The 23,333-nt window shown below is 69.9% G+C and carries 19 protein-coding genes; 4 read left to right on the top strand and 15 right to left on the bottom strand.

What is annotated here, in order from left to right; genetic code table 11:
* Window positions 1–7: 7 nt before the first annotated feature.
* The 4 genes from AB0I83_RS09450 to AB0I83_RS09435 all read left to right on the top strand — a co-directional run bounded on the left by AB0I83_RS09450 (window position 8) and on the right by AB0I83_RS09435 (window position 4,620).
* A complete protein-coding gene (locus AB0I83_RS09450) occupies window positions 8–2,002 on the top strand; it encodes a CocE/NonD family hydrolase (protein WP_363304198.1) in 1,995 nt (664 codons plus the stop codon).
* A 113-nt stretch (window positions 2,003–2,115) separates the two neighbouring features.
* The gene (gene fahA, locus AB0I83_RS09445; protein ID WP_356537368.1) at window positions 2,116–3,345 is read left to right on the top strand and encodes a fumarylacetoacetase; all 1,230 of its coding nucleotides are present in this window, start codon (window positions 2,116–2,118) and stop codon (window positions 3,343–3,345) included.
* A complete protein-coding gene (locus tag AB0I83_RS09440) occupies window positions 3,342–4,082 on the top strand; it encodes a GPP34 family phosphoprotein (RefSeq protein WP_363304197.1) in 741 nt (246 codons plus the stop codon). The genes fahA and AB0I83_RS09440 overlap by 4 nt, the downstream gene beginning before the upstream one ends.
* Window positions 4,012–4,620 (top strand): Uma2 family endonuclease, encoded by a 609-nt coding sequence (locus AB0I83_RS09435; RefSeq protein WP_363304196.1) that lies wholly within the window; start codon window positions 4,012–4,014, stop codon window positions 4,618–4,620. Before AB0I83_RS09440 ends, AB0I83_RS09435 begins: the two co-directional genes overlap by 71 nt.
* Window positions 4,621–4,636: 16 nt before the next feature.
* Here the strand turns inward: AB0I83_RS09435 and recQ are convergent, their stop codons facing one another.
* The 15 genes from recQ to AB0I83_RS09360 form a co-directional block, all read right to left on the bottom strand.
* On the bottom strand, window positions 4,637–6,616 hold the full coding sequence (gene recQ / locus AB0I83_RS09430; RefSeq protein WP_363304195.1) for a DNA helicase RecQ: 1,980 nt from the start codon (window positions 6,614–6,616) through the stop codon (window positions 4,637–4,639).
* A gap of 135 nt (window positions 6,617–6,751) precedes the next feature.
* A complete protein-coding gene (gene nuoN, locus AB0I83_RS09425) occupies window positions 6,752–8,416 on the bottom strand; it encodes an NADH-quinone oxidoreductase subunit NuoN (RefSeq protein WP_363304194.1) in 1,665 nt (554 codons plus the stop codon).
* Window positions 8,413–9,984 carry an NADH-quinone oxidoreductase subunit M gene (locus AB0I83_RS09420; RefSeq protein WP_363304193.1) on the bottom strand — a complete coding sequence of 524 codons (1,572 nt, stop codon included), beginning with the start codon at window positions 9,982–9,984 and terminating at the stop codon, window positions 8,413–8,415. Before AB0I83_RS09420 ends, nuoN begins: the two co-directional genes overlap by 4 nt.
* A 2-nt stretch (window positions 9,985–9,986) precedes the next feature.
* The gene (nuoL, locus tag AB0I83_RS09415; RefSeq protein ID WP_356537379.1) at window positions 9,987–11,882 is read right to left on the bottom strand and encodes an NADH-quinone oxidoreductase subunit L; all 1,896 of its coding nucleotides are present in this window, start codon (window positions 11,880–11,882) and stop codon (window positions 9,987–9,989) included.
* Between the two features lie 12 nt (window positions 11,883–11,894).
* Window positions 11,895–12,194 (bottom strand): NADH-quinone oxidoreductase subunit NuoK, encoded by a 300-nt coding sequence (gene nuoK, locus AB0I83_RS09410; RefSeq protein ID WP_033297526.1) that lies wholly within the window; start codon window positions 12,192–12,194, stop codon window positions 11,895–11,897.
* Entirely contained in the window at window positions 12,191–13,045 is an 855-nt protein-coding gene (locus AB0I83_RS09405) for an NADH-quinone oxidoreductase subunit J (protein ID WP_356840198.1), read from the bottom strand. Before AB0I83_RS09405 ends, nuoK begins: the two co-directional genes overlap by 4 nt.
* Window positions 13,042–13,632 (bottom strand): NADH-quinone oxidoreductase subunit NuoI, encoded by a 591-nt coding sequence (gene nuoI / locus AB0I83_RS09400; protein WP_356537383.1) that lies wholly within the window; start codon window positions 13,630–13,632, stop codon window positions 13,042–13,044. Before nuoI ends, AB0I83_RS09405 begins: the two co-directional genes overlap by 4 nt.
* Complete coding sequence (gene nuoH / locus AB0I83_RS09395; protein WP_363304191.1) at window positions 13,625–15,073, bottom strand: NADH-quinone oxidoreductase subunit NuoH; 1,449 nt, start codon at window positions 15,071–15,073, stop codon at window positions 13,625–13,627. Before nuoH ends, nuoI begins: the two co-directional genes overlap by 8 nt.
* Window positions 15,070–17,577 carry an NADH-quinone oxidoreductase subunit G gene (locus AB0I83_RS09390; RefSeq protein WP_363304190.1) on the bottom strand — a complete coding sequence of 836 codons (2,508 nt, stop codon included), beginning with the start codon at window positions 17,575–17,577 and terminating at the stop codon, window positions 15,070–15,072. Before AB0I83_RS09390 ends, nuoH begins: the two co-directional genes overlap by 4 nt.
* The gene (gene nuoF, locus AB0I83_RS09385) at window positions 17,574–18,947 is read right to left on the bottom strand and encodes an NADH-quinone oxidoreductase subunit NuoF (RefSeq protein ID WP_363304189.1); all 1,374 of its coding nucleotides are present in this window, start codon (window positions 18,945–18,947) and stop codon (window positions 17,574–17,576) included. Before nuoF ends, AB0I83_RS09390 begins: the two co-directional genes overlap by 4 nt.
* Window positions 18,947–19,762: an NADH-quinone oxidoreductase subunit NuoE gene (gene nuoE / locus AB0I83_RS09380; RefSeq protein ID WP_363304388.1), complete on the bottom strand. Its 816-nt coding sequence runs from the start codon at window positions 19,760–19,762 to the stop codon at window positions 18,947–18,949. Before nuoE ends, nuoF begins: the two co-directional genes overlap by 1 nt.
* Window positions 19,763–19,791: 29 nt before the next feature.
* Window positions 19,792–21,129, bottom strand: a complete 1,338-nt coding sequence (locus AB0I83_RS09375) for an NADH-quinone oxidoreductase subunit D (protein WP_356537391.1) — start codon at window positions 21,127–21,129, stop codon at window positions 19,792–19,794.
* Entirely contained in the window at window positions 21,129–21,839 is a 711-nt protein-coding gene (locus AB0I83_RS09370) for an NADH-quinone oxidoreductase subunit C (protein ID WP_356537393.1), read from the bottom strand. Before AB0I83_RS09370 ends, AB0I83_RS09375 begins: the two co-directional genes overlap by 1 nt.
* Entirely contained in the window at window positions 21,836–22,390 is a 555-nt protein-coding gene (locus AB0I83_RS09365; RefSeq protein ID WP_073718467.1) for an NADH-quinone oxidoreductase subunit B, read from the bottom strand. Before AB0I83_RS09365 ends, AB0I83_RS09370 begins: the two co-directional genes overlap by 4 nt.
* A gap of 18 nt (window positions 22,391–22,408) precedes the next feature.
* Window positions 22,409–22,768 (bottom strand): NADH-quinone oxidoreductase subunit A, encoded by a 360-nt coding sequence (locus AB0I83_RS09360; RefSeq protein WP_003992243.1) that lies wholly within the window; start codon window positions 22,766–22,768, stop codon window positions 22,409–22,411.
* Between the last annotated feature and the right edge of the window lie 565 nt (window positions 22,769–23,333).

Genomic DNA, 23,333 nt, shown 5'->3' with positions numbered 1-23,333 from the left:
GTTCCCCATGCAGATCCGCACCGAATTCCCGTACGAGACGACCCACGAGGACCTCTACATCCCGCTTGCCGGGGGCACCCAGCTGTACGCCAGGATCTGGCGGCCGGTCACCGACGAACCGGTGCCGGCGCTGCTGGAGTACCTGCCCTACCGGCTCAGCGACTGGACGGCGCCGCGTGACTGGCAGCGCCACCCCTGGTACGCGGGCCACGGCTACGCCTCGGTGCGCGTCGACGTGCGGGGGCACGGCAACAGCGAGGGCATGCCGGGCGACGAGTACGACGCGACGGAGCTCGCCGACGGGGTCGCGGTCGTGCACTGGCTCGCCCAGCAGGAGTGGTGCTCGGGCCGGGTCGGCATGTTCGGCATCTCCTGGGGAGGTTTCAACTCCCTCCAGATCGCCGCACTCGCGCCGGAACCCCTGAAGGCTGTCGTCACCGTCTGCTCGGCCGACGACCGCTACGACAACGACGTCCACTACATGGGCGGCTCCGTGCTCGGCGTCGACATGCACGCCTGGGCCTCCACCATGCTGGCCTTCGTCTCGCGCCCCCCGGACCCGGCGGACGTCGGCGACGACTGGCGGGACATGTGGCTGCGGCGGCTGGAGAAGGTGGAGCCGTTGATCCATACGTGGCTGGCGCACCAGACGCGGGACGACTACTGGCGGCACGGCAGCGTCTGCGAGGACTACGGCGCGATCAAGGCGAACGTCCTGGCGGTGGGCGGCTGGCACGACCCGTACCGCGACACCGTCCTGAGGCTCGTCGAGCACCTGGACCCCGCGAAGGTGCGCGGGCTGATCGGCCCCTGGTCTCACCAGTACCCGGACCGGGGGCTGCCCCCGGGGCCCGCCATCGGCTTCCTCCAGGAGACGTTGCGCTGGTGGGACCAGCACCTGAAGGACAGGGACACCGGGGTGATGAACGAGCCCCTCCTGCGGTCCTGGATCAGTGGCTCGCATCCTCCGGCCACCGTCTACGAGACACTGCCCGGCCGCTGGGTCGGCGACGCCTCGTGGCCGTCCGAGAACGTCACCCCGGTGGCGTACGCGCTGGCGGGCGGGGAGCAGACGGTCCGCTCACCGCAGCAGACCGGGCTGGACGCGGGCCGCTTCTTCCCGTTCGGCAACGACGCGGACCTGCCGCCCGACCAGCGGGACGAGGACGCCAAGTCGGTGTGCTTCGAGTTCCCGGTCGAGGAGGCACCCATCGAGATCCTCGGCCGGGCGAGGGTGAGGCTCCGCGTCCGGATGGACGTACCGCGCGGGCAGGCTGTCGCGCGGCTCTGCGACGTGGCACCGGACGGTTCCTCCACCCTGGTGACCCGCGGCGCCCTCAACCTGGCAACCCGCCACGGGCGCGACCGCGCCGAGGACTGGCCGGTCGGCGGGACCGAGGACGTCGCCTTCGAGCTCAACGGCATCGGCCACACCTTCCCGCCCGGGCACCGGATCAGGCTGGCCGTCTCGTCCTCGTACTGGCCGTGGATCTGGCCGCAGGCGGGCTCGGCGGGCTTCACGCTGGAGGCGGACGGCAGCCTCGTCGAACTCCCGGTCCGCCGGCACACCGAGGACCCGGGCATCACCTTCGGCCAGCCGGAGCAGGCGGAGCCGCTCGGCGTGGTCCACCCGGTCACGCTGGACGAGCAGCGCCCGGAGCGCCTGGTGGTCCGCGACGTCGCCAAGGGCGAGTGGCGGCTGGAGGTGGATCCGCGCTACGGCGGCACGCGCGTCTACCCCGACGGCCTGGAGTTCACCGAGGACGCCCTGGAGACGTACACGATCCAGCAGGACGACCCGCTCTCCGCCAGGGCCCGCTCGGACTGGACGATCCGGCTGCACCGGCCGGAGATGTCGTGGGACGTACGGGTCGAGACGCGGTCGGAACTGAGCTCGGACGCGAACGACTTCATCACGTCCAACGAGGTCGTCTGCAAGGACGGCGGCGAGATCGTCTTCCACCGGACCTGGGAGAAGCGCATCCCTCGGACAGCGGGCTGACCAGGGTTATCACGTAACTTTCCGGGCATTACGCCTACTTGAGGCACTGCCGCCGGGAAACGGCGCCGACGTAACGTGTCCCTCAAGCGACCCGGAAAGCGAGGCAGCAACAGATGCCCGAGCAGAGCAGCCCGCTCGATCTGGCCGAGGGCGACCCCTTCGGCCCGCACAACCTTCCGTACGGCGTGTTCTCCACCCCGGAGCACCCGGCGGACCGCAGGGTCGGCGTACGCGTCGGCGACCACGTGCTGGACGCCGGCGCGGCGGCGCACGCGCTCGGTTCGCCGTACGCCCAGCTGCTGGCGCAGCCCAGCCTGACGCCTCTCCTGGCAGCCGGCCGGACCGCCTGGCGCGATGTGCGGCGGGCCCTGACCGCGTGGGTGACCGTCCCGGCCCACCGCCCGGACATAGAGCCGCTGCTGCACCCGCTGGACGCGGTGACGCTGCACCTGCCGTACGAGGTCGCGGACTACGTCGACTTCTACGCCAGCGAGCACCACGCGACCAACGTGGGCCGGATCTTCCGGCCGGACGGCGCGGCCCTCACCCCCAACTGGAAGCACCTGCCGATCGGTTACCACGGGCGCGCCGGCACCGTCGTGGTGTCGGGTACGGACGTGGTGCGCCCCTCCGGGCAGCGCAAGGCTCCCACCGACCCGGCCCCGGTGTTCGGTCCGTCGGTGAAGCTGGACATCGAGGCGGAGGTCGGCTTCGTCGTCGGTGTCCCCTCGGAACAGGGCTCCCCCGTCGCGCTCGGCGACTTCCGGGAGCACGTCTTCGGGCTCTCGCTGCTCAACGACTGGTCGGCGCGGGACATCCAGGCCTGGGAGTACGTGCCGCTGGGCCCGTTCCTCGGCAAGTCCTTCGCCACCTCCGTGTCGGCGTGGGTGACTCCGCTGGAGGCCCTGGACGCGGCCCGCACCCGGCCGCCGGCCCGGGACTTCCCGTTGCTGCCGTACCTGGAGGACGCGGACGACGAGGAGCCGGGCGGCTTCGACATCCGCATCTCGGTCGCCGTCAACGGGCGGACCGTCTCCGAACCGCCGTTCTCCTCGATGTACTGGACGGCCGCGCAGCAGCTGGCGCAGATGACGGTGAACGGCGCCTCGCTGCGGACGGGTGACCTCTACGGCTCCGGCACGGTCAGCGGTGCCGAGCCGGGTGAGCGCGGGTCCCTGCTGGAACTCACCTGGAACGGCCGCGATCCGCTGGACCTGCCCGAGGGGAAGCGGACGTTCCTGGAGGACGGCGACACGGTCACGCTCACGGCCTGGGCCCCGGGTCCGCACGGCACCCGGGTCGGCCTCGGGGACGTCACCGGACGAATCACGGCCTCTACGTGACGGACCCGGCGCCGACGCTCCCCGAGGAACTGCTGCTGCTCGCCCTGGACCCCGTGCGCGGCGGGCCGCACTGCCGCGGCCGGTCCCTGGAGTACGGCGTCGCGGGGGCCGCCCTGGCCGAGCTGGAGCTCCAGGGGCGGATCGCCGAGGAGCACGGCCGGGTGGTGGTCGTGAACCCGCTGGACCCGCCGGACCCGCTGCTCGGCGTGTTCCTGCGGAGCCTTCCGCCGCCGGGGAAGCGCGGATCCGGCTCCAGGGTCTCCGCCGGGCGGTGGGTGCGGCAGGCCGGACGGCAGGCCGAGGAGCTGTACCTGGACGCCCTCGTGGAGCAGGGCACGCTGCTCAGGGAGACCCGCCGTTTCATCGGCCTGTTCCCGTACCGGCGCCACCCCGCGGGGCGGCTCGGGCGCTCGCCCGCGAGGAGTGGCCGGCCGAGGCGGTGCACCGCAACGTGCGGCAGGACAGGGCCGCCCGGTCGGGCGGCGGTGCGAGCCGTGGCGGTGGCGGTGGCGGTGGCGGTGGCGACGACTGAAGCGTGTCGCGGAAGCCCGGAGCCGGGGCAGCGGTCAACGACGCGTCGGTCGTGCACACGTGCGGGTGGGCTTGATCGGGTTGTCGGCGGATACGCTGGACGGACCCGCGAGACTCCTTCGTATGGGAGCACTGATGAGCATCGAACCCGAGGCCCCCGAGCCGCGGTGGGCGGTTCCGCCCGTGGGCGGCTGGACCGCCGATGACCTGGACACACTCCCGAATCTGCCTCCGCACACGGAGCTGATCGACGGGAGCCTTGTTTTCGTGAGTCCGCAGACCCTGTTCCATTCACGGGCGGTCAGCTTCTTCGAATGGCAGTTGCAGTCGCTGGCCCCGCCCGATCTGGACGTGGTGCGCGAGTTCACCATCGACATCGACCGCTTCAATCGGCCCGAGCCCGATGTGATCGTCGTGCACGGCGAAATCGTTCAGGATCCGGACCAGACCCGCTTCCCTGCCGAATCGGTGCTGCTCGCGGTCGAGGTTGTCTCACCCGAGTCCCGGTCGCGTGACCGGGAGACCAAGCCGGTGAAGTACGCCCGGGTCAAGATCCCGCACTTCTGGCGGGTGGAGAACCACGACGGCCGTGCGGTGGTCTACGTCTTCGAACTGGAGCCGGCCACCGGTGCTTACACATCGACAGGGATCTTCCACGACCGGATGAAGGTCTCCGTCCCCTTCGAAGTGGATCTCGACCTCACGGCCATCACCCCCCGCCGCCGGGCCCCGGACCCCCGCTAGCGCACGCCGCCCCGGCTCACTCGAACTCGGGCGGCTCCTCGTCCCAGCCGAACTCCGGATCCGCTTCCCGGACGGCGGGCCGGGCCGCCGGCACCGGGGCACGGGCCGGCGCGGGGGCAGCTTCCGCTTCGGGGGCCGCCGACGGAGCCGGAGCCCCCAGCTCGGCCAGCACCTCCAGGACTCCCTCGCCGTACGTCGCCAGCTTCTTCTCGCCCAGTCCGCTGACCCCGCCCAGCTCCGCCAGGGAACCGGGGCGCAGTGCCGCGATCTCCCGCAGGGTCGCGTCGTGGAAGATGACGTACGCCGGGAGGCCCAGCTCCTTGGCCTGGGCGCCGCGCCAGGCGCGCAGCGCCTCGAAGACCGGGACGGCCTCCGCCGGCAGGTCGGCCACCGCGGCGGCCGACTTGGCCTTGCGCTCGCCGCCGCCGGACCTGGACGTCGGCTTCTTCGGCTCCTTGCGCAGCAGCACCTCGCGCTCCCGGCCGAGCACGGTGCCGCTCTCCTCGGTCAGCACCAGCGTGCCGTACTCCCCCTCGACTGCGAGCAGCCCCTGGGCCAGCAGCTGGCGCACCACACCCCGCCACTCCGCCTCCGCGAGCTCCTCGCCGATGCCGAACACCGAGAGCTGGTCGTGGTCGAACTGGATGATCTTCGCGGTCTTGCGGCCCAGCAGGATGTCGATGATCTGGCCGGCCCCGAACTTCTGGTTCCGCTCCCGCTTAAGCCGGACGACGGTCGACAGCAGCTTCTGCGCGACCACCGTGCCGTCCCAGGTCTCGGGCGGGGTGAGGCAGGTGTCGCAGTTGCCGCAGGCCTGCTCCCCGGGCTCCTGGCCGAAGTACGTCAGGAGCTGGGCCCTGCGGCACTGGACGGTCTCGCAGAGCGCCAGCATCGAGTCGAGGTGCGAGGCCGCCCGCCGCCGGAAGGCCTCGTCGCCCTCGCCGCCCTGGATCAGCTTCCGCTGCTGGACGACGTCCTGGAGGCCGTACGCCATCCAGGCCGTGGACGGCGCCCCGTCACGGCCGGCCCGGCCGGTCTCCTGGTAGTACCCCTCGACGGACTTCGGCAGGTCGAGGTGGGCGACGAAGCGCACGTCCGGCTTGTCGATGCCCATGCCGAAGGCGATGGTCGCGACCACGACCAGGCCCTCCTCGCGCAGGAAGCGCGACTGGTTGGCCGCTCGCGTCCCGGCGTCCAGGCCCGCGTGGTACGCCACGGCCTCGATGCCGTTGCGGCAGAGGTACTCGGCGGTCTTCTCCGTCGAGTTGCGGGAGAGGCAGTAGACGATGCCGGCGTCCCCCGCGTGCTCCTCCTTGAGGAAGGTGAGCAGCTGCTTCTTCGGGTCGGACTTCCCGACGACGCGGTACTGGATGTTGGGCCGGTCGAAGCTGGCGACGAAGTGCCTGGCCTCGGGCATACCGAGCCGCTGGGTGATCTCGCGGTGGGTGGCGTCCGTCGCGGTGGCGGTCAGCGCGATGCGCGGCACACCGGGCCAGCGCTCCCCCAGGACGGACAGGGCCAGGTAGTCGGGACGGAAGTCGTGGCCCCACTGGGCGACGCAGTGCGCCTCGTCGATGGCGAAGACGGAGATCTCGCCGCGCGCGAGCAGGGAGAGTGTGGAGTCCAGGCGCAGCCGCTCGGGCGCCAGGTAGAGCACGTCGAGCTCACCGGCCAGGAACTGGGCCTCCATCGAGCGGCGCTGGTCGAAGTCCTGCGTGGAGTTCATGAACCCGGCGCGGACGCCGAGGGCGCGCAGGGCGTCCACCTGGTCCTGCATGAGCGCGATCAGCGGGGAGACCACGATGCCGGTGCCCGGCCTGACCAGGGCGGGGATCTGGTAGCAGAGGGACTTGCCGCCACCCGTGGGCATGAGCACGACCGCGTCGCCGCCGGCGATCACGTGGTCGATCACCGCGCCCTGCTCGCCGCGGAACGCCTCGTACCCGAATACCCGGTGCAGCGTCTGCTGCGCCACGCTCTCGGTCGTCACACCCATCGTCCCGTTCCGCCCGTCCGTGCCGTCCGTGTCGCCGTGAAACCGTCTCACCGGCAACCATAGGCGCCAGGTACGACAGCGCCGGACGGGCTTGACTTCCAGGGCCCGTCCGGCGTCGTCGTGTGCTGCGGCGCGTTACCGCACGAACACTCCGGCCTGGCTCGCCAGGTCCAGGAAGTACTGCGGGGCGAGGCCCAGCACCAGGGTCACGGCGACTCCGACGGCGATCGTGGTCATCGTCAACGGGGACGGGACGGCGACCGTGGGGCCGTCCGCCTTCGGCTCGCTGAAGAACATCAGGACGATGACCCGGATGTAGAAGAAGGCGGCGATGGCCGACGAGATCACACCGACGACGACGAGACCGCTCGCGCCGCCGTCCGCCGCCGCCTTGAAGACGGCGAACTTCCCGGAGAAGCCCGAGGTGAGCGGGATACCGGCGAAGGAGAGCAGGAACACCGCGAAGACCGCCGCGGTCAGCGGCGAGCGGCGGCCGAGCCCGGCCCACTTCGACAGGTGCGTCGCCTCGCCGCCCGCGTCGCGCACCAGCGTGACGACGGCGAAGGCGCCGACGGTCACGAAGGAGTACACGGCCAGGTAGAAGAGGACGGACGAGATGCCCTCGGGGCTGGCCGCGATGACACCGGCGAGGATGAAGCCGGCGTGCGCGATCGAGGAGTAGGCGAGGAGCCGCTTGATGTCGGTCTGGGTGATCGCGACGATCGCGCCACCCAGCATCGTGACGATCGCGACACCCCACATGACGGGGCGCAGGTCCCAGGTGAGCCCCGGCAGCACCACGTACAGCAGGCGCAGCAGCGCGCCGAACGCGGCGACCTTCGTGGCCGCGGCCATGAAGCCCGTGACCGGGGTCGGGGCGCCCTGGTAGACGTCCGGGGTCCACATGTGGAACGGCACCGCGCCGACCTTGAAGAGCAGGCCCATGAGGATCATCGCCCCACCGATCAGCAGCAGCGCGTCGTTGCCCATGGTGTCGGCGAGCGCCGGGTCGATCTGCTGGACGGTCCCGTCGACGACGTTCGCGATGCCCGCGTACGAGACGGTGCCCGAGTAGCCGTAGAGCAGGGCGATCCCGAAGAGGAGGAACGCCGAGGAGAAGGCGCCGAGCAGGAAGTACTTCACCGCCGCCTCCTGCGACATCAGCCGCTTGCGGCGGGCGACGGCGCACAGGAGGTAGAGCGGGAGGGAGAAGACCTCGAGCGCGATGAACAGCGTCAGCAGGTCGTTGGCCGCCGGGAAGACGAGCATGCCCGCCACGGAGAAGAGGACCAGCGGGAAGACCTCTGTCGTGGTGAAGCCGGCCTTGACGGCCGCCTTCTCCCCCTCACTGCCCGGGACCGAACCTGCCTGTGCGGCGAAGGAGTCCACACGGTTGCCGTTCGATGCCGGGTCCAGGCGGCGCTCGGCGAACGTGAAGACGGAGACCATCGAGACGAGCAGGATGGTGCCCTGGAGGAACAGGGCCGGGCCGTCGACGGCGATGGCGCCCATGGCGGCGATGTGCGCGTTCTTCGTGGCGTACCCGTCGGCGGCGAGGCCGATCACCGCGGCGAACGCCGCGGCGAGGGCGACGACCGTCAGGAACACCTGCGCGGTGTAGCGGGACCGGCGTGGGACGAACGCCTCCACCAGGACGCCGAGGACGGCGACGCCGACCACGATCAGGACGGGTGCCAGTTGGGCGTACTCGATGTTCGGCGCGGGGAACGCGTCTCCCGGAGCGGCCGATGTCACCCCGCCCGCCGTCGTCCACAGGCTGTGGACAGCTGTTGCGCTCACTTGGCGGCCTCCACCTCGGGCTGGGGGTCCTTCTTCTGTACGTCCTGCATGGTGTGCTGCACCGCCGGGTTCACGACATCGGTGAGCGGCTTCGGGAAGACGCCCAGGAAGATCAGCAGGGCGATCAGCGGCAGGGCGACCGCGAGTTCACGGACCCTGAGGTCGGGCATGCCCCCGATCCCCTCCCGGACCGGTCCGGTCATCGTCCGCTGGTAGAGCACGAGGACGTAGAGCGCGGCGAGCACGATGCCCACGGTGGCGATGACGCCGGCCACCGGATACGCGCTGAACGCCCCGACCAGGACCAGGAACTCACTGACGAACGGCGCCAGGCCGGGCAGCGAGAGCGTGGCCAGACCGCCGATCAGGAAGGTCCCCGCCAGGACGGGGGCCACCTTCTGCACCCCGCCGTAGTCGGCGATGAGCCGCGAGCCGCGCCGGGTGATCAGGAATCCGGCGACCAGCATCAGCGCGGCCGTCGAGATGCCGTGGTTGACCATGTAGAGAGTGGCACCCGACTGGCCCTGGCTGGTCATCGCGAAGATCCCCAGCACGATGAACCCGAAGTGCGAGATCGACGCGTAGGCGATGAGCCGCTTGATGTCCCGCTGGCCCACGGCGAGCAGTGCGCCGTAGACGATGGAGATCAGCGCCAGGACGAGGATCACCGGTGTCGCCCACTTGCTGGCCTCGGGGAACAGCTGGAGGCAGAAGCGGAGCATCGCGAAGGTGCCGACCTTGTCGACGACCGCGGTGATCAGGACGGCCACCGGGGTGGTCGCCTCGCCCATGGCGTTGGGCAGCCAGGTGTGCAGCGGCCACAGCGGGGCCTTCACCGCGAAGGCGAAGAAGAACCCGAGGAACAGCCACCGCTCGGTGGAGGTCGCCATGTCCAGCGAGCCGTTGGCCCTGGCCTCGGCGATCTCGGAGAGCGAGAAGCTCCCCGCGACGACGTAGAGGCCGATGACCGCGGCCAGCATGATGAGGCCGCCGACGAGGTTGTAGAGGAGGAACTTCACCGCCGCGTAGCTGCGCTGCGCCGCCGCGTTCTCGTCGCTGCCCGAGTGCGCGCGGTCCCCGAAGCCGCCGATGAGGAAGTACATCGGGATGAGCATGGCTTCGAAGAGGATGTAGAAGAGGAAGACGTCGGTGGCCACGAAGGAGAGGATCACCATCGCCTCGACCATGAGGATCAGGGCGAAGAAGCCCTGGGTCGGCCGCCAGCGGCTGGAATGCGTTTCCAGGGGGTCGGCGTCGTGCCAGCCCGCCAGGACGACGAAGGGGATCAGCAGCGCGGTGAGCGCCAGGAGCGCGACCCCGATGCCGTCGACGCCCAGTTCGTAGCGGACGCCGAAGTCCTTGATCCAGGCGTGCGATTCGGTGAGCTGGTAGCGCTCGCCACCGGGCTCGAAGCGGGCGAAGACGATGCCCGCGAGGAGCAGGGTGCCCAGCGAGACGAGCAGCGCGAGCCATTTGGCGGCGGTGCGGCGTGCGGCCGGGACGGCGGCGGTGGCGATCGCGCCGATGGCCGGGAGCGCCGCCGTCGCCGTCAGCAGGGGAAAGGACATGATCAGACCGCCCTCATCAGCAGGGTCGCGGCGATGAGTACCGCCGCACCGCCGAACATCGAGACCGCGTAGGAGCGGGCGTAGCCGTTCTGCAGCTTGCGCAGCCGGCCGGAGAGCCCGCCCATCGTCGCGGCCGTGCCGTTGACGACGCCGTCGACCAGGGTGTGGTCGACGTAGACCAGGGAGCGGGTGAGGTGTTCGCCGCCGCGGACCAGGACCACGTGGTTGAAGTCGTCCTGGAGGAGGTCGCGGCGGGCCGCCCTGGTGAGCAGCGAGCCGCGCGGCGCGGCGACGGGTACGGGCTTGCGCCCGTACATGGCCCAGGCGATGGCGACACCGACGACGAGCACCACCATGGTGGCGGCGGTGACGGTGGTCGCGCTGACCGGGGCGTGTCCGTGGTCGTGTCCGGTGACCGGCTCCAGCCAGTGCATGAACCGGTCGCCGATGGAGAAGAAGCCTCCGGCGAAGACCGACCCGAAGGCCAGCACGATCATCGGGATCGTCATGGACTTGGGCGACTCGTGCGGGTGCGGCTCGTGGCCGTCCGCGTCGGGCTGCCAGCGCTTCTCCCCGAAGAACGTCATCAGCATCACGCGCGTCATGTAGAACGCGGTGATCGCGGCGCCCAGCAGGGCGACGGAGCCGAGGATCCAGCCCTCGGTGCCGCCCTTGGCGAAGGCCGCCTCGATGATCTTGTCCTTGGAGAAGAAGCCGGACAGGCCCGGGAACCCGATGATCGCGAGGTAGCCGAGGCCGAAGGTGACGAAGGTGACCGGCATGTACTTCCGCAGGCCGCCGTACTTCCGCATGTCCACCTCGTCGTTCATGCCGTGCATGACCGAACCGGCGCCGAGGAAGAGCCCCGCCTTGAAGAAGCCGTGCGTGACCAGGTGCATGATCGCGAAGACGTAGCCGATGGGCCCCAGGCCCGCGGCGAGGATCATGTATCCGATCTGCGACATCGTCGAACCCGCGAGGGCCTTCTTGATGTCGTCCTTCGCACAACCGACGATCGCACCGAAGACGAGGGTGACGGCTCCGACGACCACGACGACCAACTGGGCGTCGGGCGCGGCGTTGAAGACGGCACCGGAGCGGACGATGAGGTACACACCGGCGGTGACCATGGTGGCGGCGTGGATGAGGGCCGAGACCGGGGTCGGGCCCTCCATCGCGTCACCGAGCCACGACTGCAGCGGCACCTGGGCCGACTTGCCGCAGGCCGCGAGGAGCAGCATCAGCCCGATCGCGGTGAGCTTGCCCTCGCTGGTCTCCCCGGTCGCGTCGAACACCGGGCCGAAGGCGAAGGTGCCGAAGGTGGTGAACATCAGCATGATCGCGATGGACAGGCCGATGTCGCCGACCCGGTTGACCAGGAAGGCCTTCTTCGCCGCGGTGGCCGCGCTGGGCTTGTGCTGCCAGAAGCCGATGAGCAGGTACGACGCCAGACCGACGCCCTCCCACCCGACGTACAGCAGCAGGTAGTTGTCGGCGATGACCAGGATGAGCATCGCCGCGAGGAACAGGTTCAGATAGCCGAAGAAGCGGCGACGCCGCTCGTCGTGCTCCATGTAGCCGATGGAGTAGATGTGGATCAGCGTGCCCACACCCGTGATCAGCAGGACGAACGTCATCGACAACTGGTCGAGCTGGAAGGCCACGTCGGCCTGGAACCCCTCGACGGGGATCCAGCTGTACAGGTGCTGGTACAGGGCGCGGTCCTCGGCGCCCTTGCCCAGCATGTCGGTGAACAGCACGGCACCGATGACGAAGGACGCGGCGGCGAGCACCGTGCCGATCCAGTGTCCGGCCCGGTCGAGCCGGCGGCCGCCGCAGAGCAGGACCGCCGCTCCGAGCAGAGGCGCCGCTACGAGCAGCGCAATCAGGTTTTCCACGATTCCGACCCCTTACAGCTTCATCAGGCTGGCGTCGTCGACCGAGGCCGAGTGGCGGGAGCGGAACAGCGACACGATGATCGCGAGCCCGATGACGACCTCCGCGGCGGCGACGACCATCGTGAAGAAGGCGATGATCTGGCCGTCGAGGTTGCCGTGCATCCGGGAGAACGCGACGAGCGCGAGGTTGCAGGCGTTGAGCATCAGCTCGATGCACATGAACACCACGATCGCGTTCCGCCTGATCAGCACACCGGAGGCGCCGATCGTGAACAAAAGGGCCGCGAGGTAGAGGTAGTTGACCGGATTCACTTTGCGACCTCCTCCTCTTCCTCCGCGTGGCCGTCCGACGTCCCGCCGTCACGGCCCAGTCGCTCCACGGAGCGCTGTTCCAGTGCCTTGAGGTCGGCGAGCGACTCGCTGGACACGTCGCGGATCTGTCCGCGCTGCCGCAGGGTCTGCATGACGGTGAGCTCGGACGGGGTGCCGTCCGGGAGCAGTCCGGCGACGTCCACGGCGTTGTGCCGGGCGTAGACACCGGGGGCGGGCAGCGGCGGGAGGTGACTGCCGCGCACCCTCTCCTGGGAGAGCTCCCGCTGCGTCTTCGGGCGCTCCGTGCGCTCGCGGTGCGTGAGCAGCATCGCGCCGACGGTCGCCGTGATCAGCAGGGCGCCGGTGATCTCGAAGGCGAAGACGTACTTGGTGAAGATGAGGTTGGCCAGTCCCTCGACGTTTCCGCCGTACCTGGCGTTCGCCGCGCCGAGACCGTTGAACGACTTCAGGGACGCCTGTCCGATACCGGCGATCAGCAGGATGCCGAAGCCGATTCCGCAGGCGGCGGCAAGCCAGCGCTGGCCCTTGAGGGTCTCCTTCAGCGAGTCCGCCGCCGTGACGCCGACGAGCATGACCACGAAGAGGAACAGCATCATGATCGCGCCGGTGTAGACGACGACCTGGACGATGCCCAGGAAGTACGCGCCGTTGGCGAGGTAGAAGACCGCCAGCACGATCATGGTGCCGGCGAGCGACAGCGCGCTGTGCACCGCCTTCTTCATCAGGACCGTGGAGAGCGCGCCGATGACGGCGACGGCGCCGAGCAGCCAGAACTGGACGGCCTCGCCGGTCGAGGTGGCGGTGGCGGCAGCGGCCAGGGCGGGGCTCATGCGTCCACCCCCTTCTCTCCCTTGGAGACCGCGGTCTGACGCTCCGTGCCGTCCGCGGCCTCGGTCACCAGACCCCGGTAGTAGTCCTGTTCGTCCATGCCGGGGAAGATCGCGTGCGGACTGTCGACCATGCCTTCCTCCAGCCCGGCGAGCAGCTCGTCCTTGGTGTAGATGAGGCTCTCGCGGGTGGTGTTGGCGAGCTCGAACTCGTTCGTCATGGTCAGTGCCCTGGTGGGGCACGCCTCGATGCAGAGTCCGCACAGGATGCAGCGCGCGTAGTTGATCTGGTAGACGCGGCCGTAGCGCTCTCCCGGGGAGTAGCGCTCCTCGTCGGTGTTGTCCGCGCCCTCCACGTAGATCGCGTCCGCGGGGCACGCCCAGGCGCACAGCTCGCAGCCGACGCACTTCTCCAGCCCGTCCGGGTGGCGGTTGAGCTGGTGCCGGCCGTGGAAGCGCGGCGCCGTCACCTTCGGCGTCTCCGGATACTGCTCGGTCAGCCGCTTCCTGAACATGGCCTTGAAGGTCACGCCGAAGCCGGCCACAGGATTCTGGAACTTCTCCCCTGAGGGATCTGATGACTCAGACACCGTCGGCCTCCCTTCCGTCACTCGAACTTCCGGCACCGGAACCTTCGGCGCCCGGGCTTGCCGTACTCGCGTGTTCGTCACTCCGAGTGTCCGGGGCGCCACTGACAACGAGCTCCCGCTCACGCCGCGACCCGCGCCTCGGCACCGGCGGCATCGTCTGGCCCGGCAGCGGGGGCACCGGGAATCCGCCCGCCATCGGGTCGAACGCCGGTTCCGGTCCGGCCGCCTCGTCGGCGGCCCTGGCCCTGCGGTCCCGGAAGACGTCGGCGACGAAGGAGATGAGCAGTACGGCGATGACGGCTCCCGCGACGTACAGCAGGATGCTCGCGAAGTCGTAGCCCTCGTTGTTCAGCGCCCTGACGGTCGCGACCAGCATCAGCCAGACCACCGAGACCGGGATCAGGACCTTCCAGCCGAGCTTCATCAGCTGGTCGTAGCGGACCCGGGGAAGCGTGCCGCGCAGCCAGATGAAGAAGAACAGCAGCAGCTGCACCTTGAGGACGAACCAGAGCATCGGCCACCAGCCGTGGTTCGCGCCCTCCCAGAAGGTGCTGACCGGGTACGGAGCCCGCCAGCCGCCCAGGAAGAGGGTCACGGAGACCGCGGAGACGGTGACCATGTTGACGTACTCGGCGAGCATGAACATCGCGAACTTGATCGAGGAGTACTCGGTGTTGAAGCCGCCGACCAGGTCGCCCTCGGACTCCGGCATGTCGAACGGGGCCCGGTTCGTCTCACCGACCATCGTGATGATGTAGATGATGAACGAGACCGGGAGCAGCAGGACGAACCAGCGGTCCTCCTGGGCCGCCACGATCTCCGACGTCGACATCGAGCCCGAGTAGAGGAACACCGAGGCGAACGCGGCGCCCATCGCGATCTCGTAGCTGATCATCTGGGCGCAGGAGCGCAGCCCGCCGAGCAGCGGGTACGTCGATCCGGAGGACCAGCCGGCCAGCACGATGCCGTAGATGCCGACGGAGGCGACCGCGAGGATGTAGAGCATCGCGATCGGCAGGTCGGTCAGCTGCATCGTCGTGCGGTGGCCGAAGATCGAGACCTCGTTGCCGGCGGGGCCGAACGGGATCACCGCGATCGCCATGAACGCCGGGGCCGCGGCGATGACCGGGGCCAGGATGTAGACGACCTTGTCGGCCCGCTTGACGACGACGTCTTCCTTCAGCATCAGCTTCATGCCGTCGGCGAGCGACTGGAGCATGCCCCAGGGGCCGTGCCGGTTGGGGCCGATGCGCAGCTGCATCCACGCGACGACCTTGCGCTCCCACACGATGGAGAAGAGCACGGTCAGCATCAGGAACGCGAAGCAGAAGACCGCCTTGACGACGACGAGCCACCAGGGGTCCGTGCCGAACATGGAGAGGTCCTCGGCTGCGAGGACGGCACCCCGTGGCGCAGCGGCGAGTTGGGCGAGGCCGGTCACTCTCCTACCTCCGATGTCGCGACGTGGGAACCCGGGGCGGCCGGACCGATCCTGACCAGTCCGCCCGGCAGGGCGCCGGTGTCGGCGGGAACGCCCCGGCCGACGGAGTCGAGCGGCACCCACACCACCCGGTCGGGCATCTCGGTCACCGCCAGCGGGAGTTCGGTGGTGCCGGCGGGGCCGGTGACGGCCAGCAGGTCGCCGTCCCTCACCCCGGACTCGGCGGCGGTGGCCGCGGAGAGCCGGGCGACGGCCGCGTGCCGCGTGCCGGCCAGCGCCTCGTCGCCCTCCTGGAGCCGGCCGCGGTCGAGCAGCATCCGGTGGCCCGCCAGGACCGCCTCGCCGTCACCGGGCCGGGGCACCGGGCGGGACGTCACCCGCGGGTCGTCGGCGTGCGCGCCCTGCCGGCCGCCGAGGCGGTCGAGTTCACGGCGGGCCGCCCGCAGGTCGGGCAGCGCGAGGTGTACGTCGAGCGCGTCGGCCAGCATGTGCAGCACCCGCGCGTCGGTCGGGCAGAGCGTCCTCGGCATCTGCTCGGGCTTCAGCGCGGCCTCGAACATCCGCGCCCTGCCCTCCCAGTTGAGGAAGGTGCCGGGCTTCTCCGCGACCGCGGCGACGGGCAGGACCACGTCGGCGCGCTCGGTGACCGCGCCGGGCCGCAGCTCCAGCGAGACCAGGAAGCCGACCTCGTCGAGTGCCCGGAGAGCCCTCGCGGGGTCGGGCAGGTCCTCGGGGTCGACTCCCGCGACCAGCAGTGCGGCGAGTTCGCCTTCGGCTGCGGCCTCCACGATCTGGCCGGTGTCGCGGCCGAAGCGGGACGGGAGTTGGGCGACGCCCCACACGGACGCCACCTCCTCCCGGGCCCGCGGGTCGGTCGCGGGACGGCCGCCGGGCAGCAGCGACGGCAGCGCGCCGGCCTCCAGCGCGCCGCGTTCGCCGGCCCGGCGCGGGATCCACACCAGTGCGGCGCCGGTGGCGGCTGCGGTGCGTACGACGGCGGTCAGCGCGCCGGGCACCGCTGCGAGCCGCTCGCCAACCACGATCAGGGCGCCCTCGCCGCGCAGCGCCTCCGCCGCCACGGCTCCGTCGCCCTCCAGGCCGACCCCGCCCGCGAGGGCGTCCAGCCATTCGGTCTCCGTGCCGGGTGCGGCGGGCAGCAGCGTGCCGCCCGCCTTCACGAGGCCGCGGGTGGCGTGCGAGGCGAGCGAGTACGTCCGCTGCCCGTGCTTGCGGTGGGCCTTGCGCAGTCGCAGGAAGACGCCGGGCGCCTCCTCCTCGGCCTCGAATCCGGCCAGCAGGACGGCCGGCGCGTTCTCCAGCGAGGTGTAGGTGACCCCGCTGCCGTCCAGGTCACGTCCGCGTCCGGCCACCCGGGCGGCCAGGAAGTCGGCCTCCTCGGCGCTGTGGACGCGGGCCCTGAAGTCGATGTCGTTCGTACCGAGGGCGACCCGCGCGAACTTGCTGTAGGCGTAGGCGTCCTCGACGGTCAGCCGGCCGCCGGTGAGGACACCGGTCCTGCCGTGTGCCGCCCCGAGCCCGGCCGCCGCGGCCTCCAGTGCCTCGGGCCAGCTCGCCGGCTCCAGCACACCCTCGGCGTTGCGCACCAGCGGAGTGGTGAGCCGGTCGCGCTGCTGGGCGTAGCGGAAGCCGAAGCGGCCCTTGTCGCAGAGCCACTCCTCGTTGACCTCGGGGTCGTTGGAGGCGAGCCGCCGCATGACCTTCCCGCGCCGGTGGTCGGTCCGGGTCGCGCAGCCGCCGGCGCAGTGCTCGCACACCGAGGGCGTCGACACCAGGTCGAAGGGCCGGGAACGGAAGCGGTACGCCGCCGAGGTGAGCGCCCCGACGGGGCAGATCTGGATGGTGTTGCCGGAGAAGTACGACTCGAAGGGGTCGCCCTCCCCGGTACCGACCTGCTGGAGCGCGCCACGCTCGATCAGCTCGATCATCGGGTCGCCCGCCACCTGGTTGGAGAACCGGGTGCAGCGTGCGCAGAGCACGCACCGCTCACGGTCCAGCAGCACCTGGGTGGAGATGGGCACGGGCTTCTCGAAGGTGCGCTTCTTCCCGTCGAAGCGGGAGTCGGCGCCGCCGTGCGACATCGCCTGGTTCTGCAGGGGGCACTCGCCGCCCTTGTCGCAGACCGGGCAGTCCAGGGGGTGGTTGATGAGCAGGAGCTCCATCACCCCCTTCTGGGCCTTCTCCGCGACCGGCGAGGTGATCTGCGACTTCACGACCATGCCGTCGGTGCACGTGATGGTGCAGGACGCCATCGGCTTGCGCTGGCCCTCGACCTCGACGATGCACTGCCGGCAGGCGCCGGCCGGGTCGAGGAGCGGGTGGTCGCAGAAGCGCGGGATCTCGATGCCCAGGAGTTCGGCTGCGCGGATGACCAGGGTGCCCTTCGGCACGCTGATCTCGATGCCGTCGATCGTGAGCGTGACCAGGTCCTCGGGCGGGGTGGCCGCCTCGCCGCCCCCGGAGGGCGCACTCGTGGTGACTGTCATGCGTTCACCCCCCGGTGAGCGTTCTTGTCGTCTTCGTCGTCGGCCCAGAGGGTCGACCTGGCGGGATCGAAGGGGCAGCCCTTGCCGGTGATGTGCTGCTCGTACTCCTCGCGGAAGTACTTGAGCGAGGAGAAGATCGGCGAGGCGGCGCCGTCGCCGAGGGCGCAGAAGGACTTGCCGTTGATGTTGTCGGCGATGTCGTTCAGCTTGTCGAGGTCGGCCATCTCGCCCTTGCCGGCCTCGATGTCACGGAGCAGCTGGACGAGCCAGTACGTCCCCTCGCGGCAGGGCGTGCACTTGCCGCAGGACTCGTGGGCGTAGAACTCGGTCCAGCGGGTGACGGCCCGTACGACGCAGGTGGTCTCGTCGAAGCACTGCAGCGCCTTGGTGCCGAGCATGGATCCGGCGGCGCCGACTCCCTCGTAGTCCAGCGGGACGTCGAGGTGTTCCTCGGTGAACATCGGGGTGGAGGAGCCGCCGGGGGTCCAGAACTTCAGGCGGTGCCCGGCCCGCATGCCGCCGCTCATGTCGAGCAGCTGGCGCAGGGTGATGCCGAGCGGGGCCTCGTACTGGCCGGGGCCGGTGACGTGCCCGCTGAGCGAGTACAGCGTGAAGCCCGGGGACTTCTCGCTGCCCATGGACTTGAACCAGTCCTTGCCCCTGTTGAGGATCGCGGGAACCGAGGCGATGGACTCGACGTTGTTCACCACGGTGGGGCAGGCGTACAGGCCGGCGACCGCGGGGAACGGGGGACGCAGCCGGGGCTGGCCGCGCCGCCCTTCGAGCGAGTCGAGCAGTGCTGTCTCCTCACCGCAGATGTACGCGCCGGCACCGGCGTGCACGGTGAGTTCGAGGTCGAGCCCCGGGCCCAGGGCGTCCTTCCCCAGGTACCCCGCTTCGTACGCCTCGCGTACGGCCTCGTGCAGCCGCCGCAGTACGGGCACGACCTCGCCGCGCAGATAGATGAAGGCGTGCGAGGAGCGGATCGCGTAGCAGGCGATCACGATGCCCTCGATGAGGCTGTGCGGGTTCGCGAAGAGGAGCGGGATGTCCTTGCAGGTCCCGGGCTCCGACTCGTCGGCGTTGACGACGAGGTAGTGCGGCTTGCCGTCGCCCTGGGGGATGAACTGCCACTTCATACCGGTGGGGAAGCCGGCCCCGCCGCGTCCGCGCAGACCTGAGTCCTTCACGTACGCGATGAGGTCGTCCGGTGCCATGGCGAGGGCCTTGCGCAGTCCCTCGTACCCGTCGTGGCGGCGGTAGGTGTCCAGGGTCCAGGACTCGGGCTCGTCCCAGAAGGCGGAGAGCACGGGGGCCAGGAGCTTCTCCGGGCTGGTCCCGTTCTTGTCGATCTCGGCTGCCAAGGTCATCACTCCCCCTCCTCGGCGGCGGGCCCGGCCGGGTGCTCCGGGTCGGAGGCCGAGGTCTGCTGTGGCGCGTCATGAGAGCTGAGGTGCTCGGCGCCCTTCTGCGGCTGGTCGCCCGGTGCCTCGCCCCGGGGGCCGACCACGCGTGTCTGCGAGCCGGTCTCGCCCTTGGCGAGCTTGAGCCCGACCAGGGAGGCGGCGCCCGCCCCGCCGCTCGCCGCGACCGCGCCGGGGCGCTGGTCGGGGAAGCCGGCGAGGATGCGCGACGTGTCCTTGTAGCCGCACAGCGGCGCGCCACGGGTGGGCTCCACGGTGCGGCCGGCGATCAGGTCGTCGACGAGCTGTGTGGCGCTCTCGGGCGTCTGGTTGTCGAAGAACTCCCAGTTGACCATCACGACGGGGGCGAAGTCGCAGGCCGCGTTGCACTCGATGTGTTCGAGGGTGACCTTGCCGTCGTCGGTCGTCTCGTCGTTGCCGACGCCCAGGTGGTCCTTGAGCCGGTCGAAGATGGCGTCGCCGCCCATGACCGCGCACAGGGTGTTGGTGCAGACCCCGACCTGGTAGTCGCCGCCGGGGCGGCGCCGGTACATCGAGTAGAAGGTGGCGACCGCCGTGACCTCGGCGGTGGTGAGGCCGAGCCGGTCGGCGCAGAACGCCATGCCGGTACGGGAGACGTGACCTTCCTCGGACTGCACCAGGTGCAGCAGCGGGAGCAGCGCGGAACGGCTGCCGGGGTATCGGGCGATCACCTCCTCCGCGTCCGCTTCGAGCCGGGTGAGTACCTCGGCCGGGTAGGCGGGGGCGGGGAGCTGCGGCATCCCCAGGCTGACTTCTCGGTTGGACGCGGTCACCGGTCGACGCCTCCCATCACGGGGTCGATGGACGCGACGGCGACGATGACGTCGGCGACCTGGCCGCCCTCGCACATCGCCGCCATGGCCTGGAGGTTGGTGAATGACGGGTCGCGGTAGTGGACCCGGAAGGGGCGCGTGCCGCCGTCCGAGACGACGTGCACGCCGAGTTCGCCCTTGGGGGACTCGATGGCGGTGTACGCCTGCCCGGCCGGGACCCGGAAGCCCTCGGTCACCAGCTTGAAGTGGTGGATCAGGGCCTCCATGGAGGTGCCCATGATCTTCTTGATGTGGTCGAGCGAGTTGCCGAGTCCGTCGGGTCCCAGCGCGAGCTGCGCGGGCCAGGCGATCTTCTTGTCGGCGACCATGACCGGGCCGGGCTCCAGCCGCTCCAGGCACTGCTCGACGATCCTGAGCGACTGGCGCATCTCCTCGAGGCGGATGAGGAAGCGGCCGTAGGAGTCGCAGGTGTCCGCGGTCGGTACGTCGAAGTCGTACGTCTCGTAGCCGCAGTACGGGTCGGACTTGCGCAGGTCGTGCGGGAGCCCGGCGGACCTGAGGACCGGGCCGGTGGCGCCGAGCGCCACGCAGCCGGTGAGGTCGAGGTATCCGACGTCCTGCATACGGGCCTTGAAGATGGGGTTGCCGGTCGCGAGCTTGTCGTACTCCGGCAGGTTCTTCTTCATGGTCTTCACGAACTCGCGGAGCCGGTCGATCGCGCCCATCGGGAGGTCCTGGGCGAGACCGCCGGGCCGGATGAACGCGTGGTTCATGCGGAGGCCGGTGATCAGCTCGAAGAGGTCGAGGACGAGTTCACGATCGCGGAAGCCGTAGATCATGATCGTCGTGGCGCCGAGCTCCATACCGCCGGTGGCGATGCACACGAGGTGCGAGGAGATGCGGTTGAGCTCCATCAGGAGCACTCGCAGGACCGTGGCCCGGTCGGGGATCTGGTCCTCGATGCCGAGGAGCTTCTCGACCCCGAGGCAGTACGCCGCCTCGTTGAAGAACGGGGTCAGGTAGTCCATGCGGGTCACGAAGGTGGTGCCCTGCGTCCAGTTCCGGAATTCGAGGTTCTTCTCGATGCCGGTGTGGAGGTAGCCGATGCCGCAGCGGGCCTCGGTGACGGTCTCGCCGTCGATCTCCAGGATCAGCCGCAGCACACCGTGGGTGGACGGGTGCTGGGGACCCATGTTCACGATGATGCGTTCGTCGTCCGACTTGGCCGCGGACTCGACGACCTCGTCCCAGTCGCCGCCGGTGACCGTGTACACGGTCCCCTCGGTCGTGGCTCGGGCGTCGGAGGGCGACGGGTGGGAGTGGGGAGTGGTCATCAGCTGTACGACCTCCGCTGGTCCGGAGCCGGGATCTGGGCGCCCTTGTACTCGACGGCGATGCCGCCGAGCGGGTAGTCCTTGCGCTGTGGGAAGCCCTGCCAGTCGTCCGGCATCATGATCCGGGTCAGGGCGGGGTGCCCGTCGAAGACCAGCCCGAAGAAGTCGTAGGTCTCGCGCTCGTGCCAGTCGTTGGTCGGGTAGACCTCGACGAGGGACGGGACGTGCGGATCGCTGTCGGGAGCGGACACCTCCAGGCGGATCAGCCGCCCGTGGGTCAGCGACCGCAGGTGGTAGACCGCGTGCAGCTCACGCCCCTCGTCCCCGAGGTAGTGCACACCGCTGACGCCCGTACAGAGCTCGAAGCGCAGGGCCGGGTCGTCGCGGAGGGTGCGGGCGACCTGGGGCAGGTGCTCGCGGGCGATGTGGAAGGTGAGCTCGTTCCGGTCGACGACCGTCTTCTCGATGACGTCGGCGGGAAGCAGGTCCTGTTCCTCCAGGGCCCCTTCCAGCTCGTCCGCCACTTCGTCGAACCAGCCGCCGTACGGCCGGGACGTGGCTCCCGGCAGGGTCACGGTGCGGACGAGTCCGCCGTAGCCGGAGGTGTCGCCGCCGTTGTCGGCGCCGAACATCCCCTTGCGTACGCCGATGGCCTCACCGGTGTCGTCACGCGGGGCGGGCACCCCGTTGCCGTTCTGTTCGTCGCTCACCGCAGCAGCCCCTTCATCTCGATCAGGGGCAGTGCCTTGAGGGCCGCCTCCTCCGCCTCACGGGCGGCCTCCTCCGCGTTGACCCCGAGCTTGGAGCCCTGGATCTTCTGGTGGAGCTTGAGGATGGCGTCGATCAGCATCTCGGGACGCGGCGGGCATCCCGGCAGGTAGATGTCGACCGGAACAATATGATCAACACCCTGAACAATTGCGTAGTTATTGAACATTCCACCCGACGATGCGCAAACCCCCATGGAGATGACCCACTTGGGGTTCGGCATCTGGTCGTAGACCTGCCGCAGCACCGGCGCCATCTTCTGGCTCACGCGCCCGGCGACGATCATCAGATCCGCCTGCCGCGGTGATCCGCGGAAGACCTCCATCCCGAAACGGGCCAGGTCGTACCGCCCGGCGCCGGTCGTCATCATCTCGATGGCGCAGCAGGCGAGGCCGAAGGTGGCGGGGAAGACGGAGGACTTCCGTACCCAGCCGGCGGCCTGCTCGACAGTGGTCAGCACAAAGCCGCTAGGCAGCTTCTCTTCGAGTCCCATGGTGTGCCCCTCAGCCCCTCAGTCCCATTCCAGGCCGCCCCGGCGCCACACATACGCGTAGGCGACGAAGACGGTGAGCACGAAGAGCAGCATCTCCACGAGCCCGAAGATCCCCAGGGCGTCGAAGGTGACCGCCCAGGGATAGAGGAAGACGATCTCGATGTCGAAGACGATGAAGAGCATCGCCGTCAGGTAGTACTTGATCGGGAAGCGGCCGCCTCCGGCCGGAGTGGGGGTTGGTTCGATGCCGCACTCGTACGCTTCGAGCTTTGCCCGGTTGTACCGCTTGGGGCCGATAAGCGTGGCCATGACCACGGAGAAGATCGCAAACCCTGCCCCGAGGGCGCCGAGCACGAGGATGGGCGCGTAGGCATTCACGCTCCTCGCTCCTTCCAGTCGTCCTTGACCGTTGGACCGCATCGGGCGACCGGCTCGCCACCTCATCAAGATCGTGCACATGTGAGGCAGTTCACAAGCCCGACTGCCCCGCATCCTATGCCTGCCGTCCTGTGATCTGCGACACGGGGTGCACCAACGTCTTTGTGATCTCCACCACCTGACGAACGATCATGAAGTCGGATGAGCGGTGATCTTCGTACACGAAGCGGCCGACCGGTTACGAGACGTGACATCTCGCGGCGTTACCGCTGGTCAAGGGCGCACGGCTCTATCAATCGACGCCCTGTACAAGCAAATTGGCAATGGACAGCCGCGGGTGATATGCGAATCCCCCCTCGGGCTCGGGCCACTCGGACGGGGGGCAGGCCGTACCGATGTGGACATTGCGCATTCATTCACGATCTTCCGGGCGGGCGGCGGGCGCACACCCCTGCGAGCGGCGGGGGCACCTCGACGCCACTCCGGGCCGCACCCGCGGGAGGGCCCCGGAGGGCATCGCGGCGGACGCTCCCGCCACCCCCTCCGACACCGCGGCCAACTCCCC

Source organism: Streptomyces sp. NPDC049970 (genome assembly GCF_040660235.1).
Lineage (GTDB): Bacteria > Actinomycetota > Actinomycetes > Streptomycetales > Streptomycetaceae > Streptomyces.
The sequence above is the reverse complement of the archived record's forward strand: the minus strand, read 5'-3'. Positions and strand labels throughout refer to the sequence as shown.

Bases quoted from the DNA above. Each gene is read 5' to 3' on its own strand.
- AB0I83_RS09450 (WP_363304198.1), top strand. From the start codon at position 8: ATGCAGATCCGCACCGAATTCCCGTACGAGACGACCCACGAGGACCTC.
- fahA (WP_356537368.1), top strand. From the start codon at position 2,116: ATGCCCGAGCAGAGCAGCCCGCTCGATCTGGCCGAGGGCGACCCCTTC.
- AB0I83_RS09435 (WP_363304196.1), top strand. From the start codon at position 4,012: ATGAGCATCGAACCCGAGGCCCCCGAGCCGCGGTGGGCGGTTCCGCCC.
- recQ (WP_363304195.1), bottom strand. From the start codon at position 6,616: ATGGGTGTGACGACCGAGAGCGTGGCGCAGCAGACGCTGCACCGGGTA.
- AB0I83_RS09420 (WP_363304193.1), bottom strand. From the start codon at position 9,984: ATGTCCTTTCCCCTGCTGACGGCGACGGCGGCGCTCCCGGCCATCGGC.
- AB0I83_RS09405 (WP_356840198.1), bottom strand. From the start codon at position 13,045: ATGAGCCCCGCCCTGGCCGCTGCCGCCACCGCCACCTCGACCGGCGAG.
- AB0I83_RS09390 (WP_363304190.1), bottom strand. From the start codon at position 17,577: ATGACAGTCACCACGAGTGCGCCCTCCGGGGGCGGCGAGGCGGCCACC.
- nuoF (WP_363304189.1), bottom strand. From the start codon at position 18,947: ATGACCTTGGCAGCCGAGATCGACAAGAACGGGACCAGCCCGGAGAAG.
- nuoE (WP_363304388.1), bottom strand. From the start codon at position 19,762: ATGCCGCAGCTCCCCGCCCCCGCCTACCCGGCCGAGGTACTCACCCGG.
- AB0I83_RS09375 (WP_356537391.1), bottom strand. From the start codon at position 21,129: ATGACCACTCCCCACTCCCACCCGTCGCCCTCCGACGCCCGAGCCACG.
- AB0I83_RS09365 (WP_073718467.1), bottom strand. From the start codon at position 22,390: ATGGGACTCGAAGAGAAGCTGCCTAGCGGCTTTGTGCTGACCACTGTC.